Origin of the sequence: Streptomyces sp. H51 (assembly GCF_035656535.1) — a bacterium.
Taxonomy (GTDB): domain Bacteria; phylum Actinomycetota; class Actinomycetes; order Streptomycetales; family Streptomycetaceae; genus Streptomyces.
On record NZ_JAYMHD010000077.1, the window covers coordinates 380,314 to 388,526 of the forward strand.

The 8,213-nt window shown below is 72.1% G+C and carries 7 protein-coding genes and 1 pseudogene; 4 read left to right on the forward strand and 4 right to left on the reverse strand.

Going from position 1 to position 8,213, the window contains the following annotated elements; translation table 11 throughout:
- From VKA29_RS30640 to VKA29_RS30655, 4 genes are read right to left on the reverse strand one after another with little or no spacing between them, the layout of a single operon-like run.
- Entirely contained in the window at positions 1-969 is a 969-nt protein-coding gene (locus VKA29_RS30640; RefSeq protein ID WP_324789234.1) for a complex I subunit 1 family protein, read from the reverse strand.
- Entirely contained in the window at positions 966-2,339 is a 1,374-nt protein-coding gene (locus VKA29_RS30645) for an NADH-quinone oxidoreductase subunit C (RefSeq protein ID WP_324789235.1), read from the reverse strand. The genes VKA29_RS30640 and VKA29_RS30645 overlap by 4 nt, the downstream gene beginning before the upstream one ends.
- The gene (locus VKA29_RS30650) at positions 2,336-3,019 is read right to left on the reverse strand and encodes an NADH-quinone oxidoreductase subunit B family protein (RefSeq protein ID WP_324789236.1); all 684 of its coding nucleotides are present in this window, start codon (positions 3,017-3,019) and stop codon (positions 2,336-2,338) included. The genes VKA29_RS30645 and VKA29_RS30650 overlap by 4 nt, the downstream gene beginning before the upstream one ends.
- On the reverse strand, positions 3,010-3,402 hold the full coding sequence (locus VKA29_RS30655) for an NADH-quinone oxidoreductase subunit A (RefSeq protein ID WP_324789237.1): 393 nt from the start codon (positions 3,400-3,402) through the stop codon (positions 3,010-3,012). Before VKA29_RS30655 ends, VKA29_RS30650 begins: the two co-directional genes overlap by 10 nt.
- Before the next feature lie 436 nt (positions 3,403-3,838).
- On the opposite strand from VKA29_RS30655, the gene VKA29_RS30660 reads away from it, so the two are divergent.
- The 4 genes and pseudogenes from VKA29_RS30660 to VKA29_RS30675 form a co-directional block, all read left to right on the forward strand.
- Positions 3,839-5,050 carry a sensor histidine kinase gene (locus VKA29_RS30660; RefSeq protein WP_324789238.1) on the forward strand — a complete coding sequence of 404 codons (1,212 nt, stop codon included), beginning with the start codon at positions 3,839-3,841 and terminating at the stop codon, positions 5,048-5,050.
- A 122-nt stretch (positions 5,051-5,172) separates the two neighbouring features.
- Entirely contained in the window at positions 5,173-6,666 is a 1,494-nt protein-coding gene (locus VKA29_RS30665) for a sensor histidine kinase (RefSeq protein ID WP_324789239.1), read from the forward strand.
- Between the two features lie 307 nt (positions 6,667-6,973).
- Positions 6,974-7,633, forward strand: coding sequence for a response regulator transcription factor (locus VKA29_RS30670; protein ID WP_324789240.1), 660 nt, complete (start codon positions 6,974-6,976; stop codon positions 7,631-7,633).
- Between the two features lie 260 nt (positions 7,634-7,893).
- Positions 7,894-8,213, forward strand: a pseudogene (locus VKA29_RS30675) (2-oxoglutarate ferredoxin oxidoreductase subunit alpha); the annotation flags it as partial.

Below are 8,213 nucleotides of genomic sequence, written 5' to 3' on the forward strand. Positions count from 1 at the left end.
CTACTGGATCACCACCTTGACGATGCCGGTGAGGGCGATCTGGGCGAGGGAGAGGGGGACGAGGAGGGTCCAGGAGAGCTTCTGGAGCTGGTCCTCGCGCAGGCGCGGGTAGGTCACGCGGAGCCAGATGACGACGAAGGCGAGCACGGCGGTCTTCAGCAGCGTCCAGACCCAGCCGAGGCCGTCGGCGCCCCAGGGGCCGTGCCAGCCGCCCAGGAAGAGGACGGTGGTCAGGCCGCACAGGACCACGATCCCGGCGTACTCGGCGAGGAGGAACAGCGCGAAGCGGAGACCGGTGTACTCGGTGTAGGCACCGAAGATGATCTCGGAGTCGGCGACCGGCATGTCGAAGGGCGGCCGCTGGAGTTCGGCGAGCCCGGCGACGAAGAAGACGATCGCGCCGGTGATCTGCCAGGGCAGCCACCACCAGTGGAACGCGTCGAGGATGCCCGGGAGCGAGACCGTGCCGGCGGCCATGGCCACCGAGGCGGCGGCGAGCAGCATCGGAAGTTCGTAGGCGAGCAGCTGGGCGGCGGTGCGCAGGCCGCCGAGGAGGGAGAACTTGTTGGCGCTGGCCCACCCGGCCATGAGGGCGCCGAGGACGCCCACGCCCATCACCGCGAGCACGAAGAACACGCCCGCGTCCAGGACCTGGCCGACGGCGCCCTCGCCCGGCCCGATGGGGATGGCGAGGAGGACCAGGAGGTACGGCAGGAGGGCCACGGCGGGGGCGAGCTGGAAGACGCGGCGGTCCGCGCCCGCGGGGACCACGTCCTCCTTCTGCGCGAACTTCACTCCGTCCGCGACGAGCTGGGCCCAGCCGTGGAAGCCGCCGGCGTACATCGGTCCGAGGCGGCCCTGCATGTGGGCCATCACCTTGTGCTCGGTCTGGCCGACGATCAGCGGGAAGGTGAGGAAGACGACGAAGACGATCAGGAGTCGCAGGGCGACGTCGAGAGCGCCGTTCACTGCGGGCCTCCTGCGGGGTGGTCGTCCGGGGTGGGGGTGTCGCGGTCTTCGGGGGCTTGAGCGTTTTCGGAGGCTCGAACGTCTTCGGCCGGTTCGGAGCCCGCTGAGGCAGCAGAGCCCGCTGAGGCATCAGAGTCCATGGGGGCATCAGAGTCCACGGGGGCATCACCGGAGCCCTTGCCATCGGAGCCCTGCGCATCGGAGCCCTTGTCACCGGAGCCCTCGGCGTCGGGGGTGCCCGGGGCCTGGGCCTCAGGGGTGGGGTTCTCCGGCTCGTCGAAGGCCGGGCGGGCGTGGTGCCAAGGGGCGTCCGGACTGCGCGGGGCCTTGGACGCCGTGGGCGCTTTGGGCGGGGTCGTGTCCCCGGCGCCCGGGGCCTGCGCGCCCTCGGCTCCCTCGCCACCGGCCGTCTTCCCGCCCGAAGCGGCCCGCCGGCCAGCGGAACCCTCCGAGGCGCTGCGCGCCCGGCGAGGACCGGCCGGGGCAGCACCCGCTCCCGCACGCTGCGACGCCGACCCCTCGCTCGCGCTCCGCGCGCGCCTCGGGGCGGCGGGCGCTCCGGCCTCCGGAACCCTGGCACCGGCACCGGCGTTCGGGGACCCGTCGGCCGGAGGCGTCGCAGGAGGAGCCGTCGGGGACGCTGACAGGGACGCCGGCGGAGATGCCGCCGCCCCACCAGCGGGCTCGGACCCGGTGGCCGCCTGGCTGACGGATCCCTCCGCCGCCGAACGCGTACGCCGGACCGGCCGCTCCCCCGCGGCCCGGCCTGCCCCACGGGCCGGGCGGGCCGGGGCAGGGGGAAGCTGGCCCTTGAGGGGGCCCCATTCGTTCGGGTCGGGGACGCCCGGCGGCAGCATCTGGCGCCGCTTGGGGCCGCCGTGCTCCGACTCGCCCGGTTCCTTGGCGCCCGGCCAGGCCTTGGCCACGCGGGCCGCGAGGACGAAGTCCTTGCGCAGCGGGTGGCCTTCGAAGTTTTCCGGCAGCAGCAGGTGGTCGAGGGCGGGGTGGCCCTCGAAGGCGACGCCGAACATTTCGTGCGTCTCGCGTTCGTGCCAGGCCGCGCCGGCGTAGACGTCCACCGCGCTCGGCAGCACCGGCGCCTCGTGCGGAACCGTGGTGCGCAGCAGCAGGCGGCGGACCGGTGACAGGGCGACGACGTGAGCCGAGACGCGGAAGCCGGTGCCCGGTTCGTCGACCGCGCTGAGCCAGTCGAAGTAGGTGCAGGAGAGGGTCGTACGCGCCGTCTCCAGCGCGGAGATCCAGGAGGACGGCGGGACGTCGACCGTCAGGACGTCGTACGCCTCCTCGGCCGTGGCCTCGGCGCCGAAGAGGTCCTCGGCGGGGGCGGGGAGCCAACCGACCGTGCTCATCGGTCCTCCCCCGGGGAAGTCCGGGCTCCGTCGGCCGGCGGTCGCACCAGGCCGCTCTGCAGGGCAGCCGCCGAGGGCCGGCCCGTGCCCGAAGACCCGTACCGCTCCCCCAGCGACTCGCGCGCGATCTTCTCCTGGAGCTTGAGGATGCCCTGCAGCAGCGCCTCCGGGCGCGGCGGGCAGCCCGGCACGTACACGTCCACCGGGATGATCTGGTCGACGCCCTTCGTGACGGAGTACGAGTCCCAGTAGGGGCCGCCGCAGTTGGAGCAGGCACCGAAGGAGATGACGTACTTCGGCTCCGGCATCTGCTCGTACAGGCGCTTCACCGCGGGGGCCATCTTGTCCGTGACCGTGCCGGAGACGATCATCAGGTCGGCCTGGCGCGGGCCGGGCGCGAAGGGGATCACGCCGAGCCGGATGAAGTCGTGACGAGCCATCGACGCGGCGATGAATTCGATCGCGCAGCAGGCGAGACCGAAGTTGAAGACCCAGAGCGAGTAGCGGCGGCCCCAGTTCAGGACGACCTTCATCGGCTCCGGGGCGAGGCGGGCCAGCGCGCCCAGCCTCCCCCTGTTCTCGGCGGGCGGACCACCGGCGGGACCACCTGGTTCCGGCAGGAGGACCGGGTCCGGAAGGAGGACGGGTTCCGGCGTGTTCACTTCTGGCGTCACGTCCATGCCAGGACGCCCTTCTTGTATGCGTACAGCAGGCCGACGGTCAGGAAGCCGAGGAAGACGAACATCTCCACGAGGGTCGTCGCGCCGTAGCCAGGGGCGGCGAAGACCGTCGCCCAGGGGAAGAGGAAGATCGAGTCGACGGCGAAGATGACGTACAGGAAGGCGTAGACGTAGTAGCGGACCTGGGTGTGGGCCCAGCCCTCGCCGACGGGGTCGACGCCGCACTCGTAGGTCAGGAGTTTCTCCGGGGTCGGCACGGCCGGGCGCAGCAGGCGGCTCGACCCGAAGGCGACGGCGACGAAGAGCACGCCCACGACGGCGAGCAGTCCGACGACCGAGTACGACTGGAAGTAGTCCGCCGCGACGACGGTCGGTTCCCGCACGTCCGTCTCCTCGCTCCCTGTCCTGCGACCCCGCGGGCCGCGTCTCCTGTGGCCGTATGCCAAAGACCGTACGACCTGTGACCGTACGACCAAGGCCTTGCGGCCCGTGACCGTATGACCAGAGCCTCGCGGCCCTTGACCGCATGACCCGTGGCCGCATGACCCGTGGCCGCAATGACCAGGGCCTTACGACCGCGACCTTACGGTCCGTGACCGTACGACCCGTGGCCGTGTGCCCGAGACCGTGCGGCCCGTCGCCTGCGGCCCTGGCCTCGGTGCTGCTGTTCGACGATCTGTACGCACGGGAGTCTAGGCCCTGATAAAGAGACGGTAAGCAGCCCGTCACACCTTGAGATGCCGAGGTGGGGTTTTCCCCAGGCGCCCGCGGCGGTCCGCCTCATGGCGCGGGGGCACGGCGCGCGGCACGCTAGCCCATATGACCGAACGCCTCCCGTCATCGAGCCGCGCCCGGGAAACGGCCGCGGACGATCCGCTGCCGCCCGTCCGCTTCGCCTACGACCCGCACACCTGGCGGGAGATCGTGCACCTGCTGGCGAACCTCCCGGTGGCGCTGGCCGGGTTCGTCTACGTGATGACGGTCCTGTTCACCGGGTTCTGGCTGACCGTCACGGTGATCGGCTTCCCGCTGCTGGCGGCCGGGCTGACCGGCTCGCGGCTGCTGGGCAGGATGGAGCGGGCCCGTGCCAGGGCCTTGCTCGGGGTCCACGTGGACGAGCCGAGTCCGCTGCCCCGACGCGGCGCCGGGTTCCTGACCTGGCTGTGGATGACGCTGAAGGACCCGGTGGCCTGGCGCACGGTGCTGTACGACTTCGTCCGGCTGCCGTGGGGCATCCTCACCTTCGTCATCACGTTGACCTCGTTGTTCCTGCTGTGGCCGGTGCTGCCGTTCATCGCGCGGGGGCTCGCCAACGCGGACCGGGCGATGGTGCGCGGACTGCTGTCGCCGTCGGACGAACTGGAGCGGCGCATCGCAGAACTGGAGTCCGACCGGGGGGTCGTGGTCGACACGGCCGCCGCCGACCTGCGGCGCATCGAGCGGGACCTGCACGACGGGGCACAGGCCCGTCTGGTCAACCTGGCGATGGGGCTCGGCCTGGCGAAGGAGAAGCTCCTGGAGGACCCCGACTCGGCCGCGACGATGGTCGCGGAGGCGCACGGCGAGGTGAAGCTCGCGCTGCAGGAACTGCGGGACCTGGCCCGCGGCATCCACCCGGCCGTGTTGACGGACCGCGGCCTGGACGCCGCGCTGTCGGCCGTCGCGTCGCGCTGCACCGTGCCGGTGAAGGTGACGGTCGACCTCACGGCGCGGCCGGCCGCGGCCATCGAGGGCATCGCCTACTTCACCGTCTCCGAACTGCTGCAGAACATCAGCAAGCACAGCGGGGCGCGCACCGCGTCCGTCGAGGTGTGGCGTACGCGGGACCGACTGCTGATCCAGGTGCGGGACGACGGTCGCGGGGGCGCGCGCCTGGACGGCGGCACGGGGATGCAGGGGCTCGCCGACCGGCTGGGCGCCGTCGACGGGCTGTTCGTCATCGACTCCCCGCAGGGCGGACCGACCACGGTCACGGCGGAGCTGCCCTGGCGGGAGCGCGCCCCGGAGAAGGGCGCCCCGGAGAAGAGGTAGGGAAAACCCCCCTCCCGAGACTCCGACGGACTCCATGGTCCGCGGACCTGCGGCGCAGCAGTGTGGAGGTACGGACAGGACAGCCGCAGGACCAGCGGGACGAGTAGAACGGGACGGCACCGATGGCCACGGAATACGGACAGGGCTACGCGCCCGGAGACGGGCACGGGTACGACGGGTACGACGGCGGGCGCGGCCACGGGTACGACAGCGGGCTCGGGTACGGGTACGACAGCGGGCTCGGGTACGGGTACGACAGCGGGCTCGGGTACGGCAGCAGCCTCGGGTACGACCTCGACCGCGGCCTCGCCCGGGAGCGTCGGCGCCGGCTGCCCGCCGTGCTGCGGGCGCCGTTCGAGGCGCGCAGCTGGCGTGAGTTCGGATACGTGCTGCTCAGCCTGCCGATCGGGATCATGCTGTTCGTCTACGCCGTCACGATGGTGTCGCTGGGGGCGGGCCTGCTGGTGACGTTCCTCGGCGTTCCGGTGCTGGCGGCGGGACTGGCCGGCTGCCGGGGGTTCGGGGCGATGGAGCGGGCCCGGGCACGCGGAATGCTGCGGCTCGAGGTGGCCGACCCGGAGCCGCTGCGGACGAGGAAGCAGGGCGTGCCGGCCTGGATGGGGGCCGTGCTCAAGAGCGGCACCTCGTGGCGGGCGCTGCTGTACGCGGTGGTGCAGTTCCCGTGGTCGGTGTTCTCCTTCGTCGTCGCCGTGAACTTCTGGGCCTACGGCTGGGCCCTGCTGACGTACCCCCTGTGGTTCTGGGTCTTCCCGGTGTACGCCGGTCAGGGCGGACTCCAGCTGTACGGCGACACGGCGCACAGCGTCTACCTCGACAACCCCTTCGAGATCACCGTCACCGCGCTGGTGGGGCTGCTGTTCACGCTGGCCACACCGTGGATCGTGCGGGCGCTGACGATGGTGGACCGGCTGCTGGTGCACGGCCTGCTGGGGCCGTCGCGGCTGTCGGCGCGGGTGGTGGAGCTGGAGTCGGACCGGGGAGTCGTGGTCGACACGGCCGCCGCCGACCTGCGGCGCATCGAGCGGGACCTGCACGACGGGGCGCAGGCGCGGCTGGTGGCGCTGGCCATGGATCTTGGTCTGGCGAAGGAGAAGCTGACGGAGGATCCGCAGGCGGCGGCTCGGATGGTGGACGAGGCGCACGGCGAGGTGAAGACGGCGCTGCAGGAACTGCGGGACCTGGCCCGCGGCATCCATCCGGCGGTGCTGACGGACCGCGGCCTGGACGCCGCGCTGTCGGCCGTCGCCTCCCGGTGCACGGTGCCGGTGCAGGTGGAGGTCGACCTGGCGGAACGGCCCGCGCCCGCCATCGAGGGCATCGCCTACTTCACCGTCTCCGAACTGCTGCAGAACATCAGCAAGCACTCGCGGGCCACGTGGGCCGCGGTGGACGTGTGGCGGGTGGACGGCCGGCTGCTGGTGCAGGTCGTCGACAACGGCATAGGAGGCGCCGATGTCTCCGCGGGCTCGGGCCTCGCCGGGCTGGCGGAACGCCTGGACGCGGTGGACGGGATCCTGATCGTGGACTCACCGACGGGCGGCCCGACCCGGGTGACGGCGGAGCTGCCGTGGCGGGGGGAGCGGGCGCTGGGGTGACCGGCCGCGCGGAGGCGCGGACGGTAGGTGCGGGGTGCGAGGTGCAGGTGTGCGCCCCGGGCCCCGCCTGCGTGTGCGAGGTCCGCGGTGCAGACGTGCGCCCCGGGCCCCGCCTCCATGTGCGAGGTCCGCGGTGCAGACGTGCGCCCCGGGCCCCGCCCCCGTGTGCGGGGCCCGCTCACCCGAGGCGCACCCCGACGGGATTCGTGCCGCCCGTGCACGCACGGCTGGAATGCTGGAATGCTGGACGCGCAGAAGCACTGCAGAGGCATTCGGGCGTGGGGGGCCGGGGATCGTGGAGGACAGGGTGCGAGTGGTCATCGCCGAGGATTCAGTGCTGCTCAGGGAGGGCCTGACCCGGCTGCTGACCGACCGCGGGCACGATGTCGTCGCCGGGGTCGGCGACGGGGAAGCGCTGGTCAAGACCATCACCGAGCTGGACGCGGAGGGTGCGCTGCCGGACGTCGTGGTCGCGGACGTGCGGATGCCGCCCACGCACACGGACGAGGGGGTGCGGGCCGCCGTGCAGTTGCGCAAGGCGCATCCAGGGCTCGGCGTGCTGGTGCTGTCGCAGTACGTGGAGGAGCGGTACGCCACTGAACTGCTGGCCGGGTCCAGTCACGGCGTCGGCTACCTGCTCAAGGACCGGGTCGCCGAGGTGCGGGAGTTCGTGGACGCGGTGGTGCGGGTGGCCCGCGGGGGCACCGCGCTCGACCCCGAGGTGGTGGCGCAGCTGCTCGGGCGCAGCCGCAAGCAGGACGTGCTCGCCGGGCTGACCCCGCGTGAGCGGGAGGTCCTGGGGCTGATGGCCGAGGGGCGCACGAACTCGGCCATCGCGCGGCAGCTCGTGGTGAGCGACGGGGCCGTGGAGAAGCACGTCAGCAATATCTTCCTCAAGCTCGGGCTGTCGCCGAGCGACGGGGACCACCGGCGTGTTCTGGCCGTTCTCACCTACCTGAACTCCTGATCCCGGATCATCCGGACTCCCCACCCCGCTGACCACGGCCCGGCCGCTGTCCGGTCCGGAACCGGACAACGGCGGGGGAGCGTCTTCAACGTGGGCGCCGAGGGCGGGATCATGACGAGTGAGGGCGTCGCTGCGTCCCGAATCCGCGTCCATCATGCGAATGGCCGAGGGAAGGCGACCCTTACGGACGTAGGGTTGATGTTGGGAGGGCCTGCGGGAAGGCCGGTCCCAGACAGCCGCCTCGAGGGAGGTCCAGTTCAGTGACCAGCCAGGTCAGCAGGGCAGCGGAGCAGGTCGACGACGCCGTCGCGGGAGAGCAGCGCAATCCGGCGCAAACGAAGGACGTACGCCGACTGGACCGGGTGATCATCCGGTTCGCGGGTGACTCGGGTGACGGTATGCAGCTCACCGGTGACCGTTTCACCTCCGAGACGGCGTCGTTCGGCAACGACCTGTCGACGCTGCCGAACTTCCCCGCCGAGATCCGCGCTCCCGCAGGCACGCTGCCGGGCGTGTCGTCGTTCCAGCTGCACTTCGCCGACCACGACATCCTCACCCCCGGCGACGCCCCGAACGTACT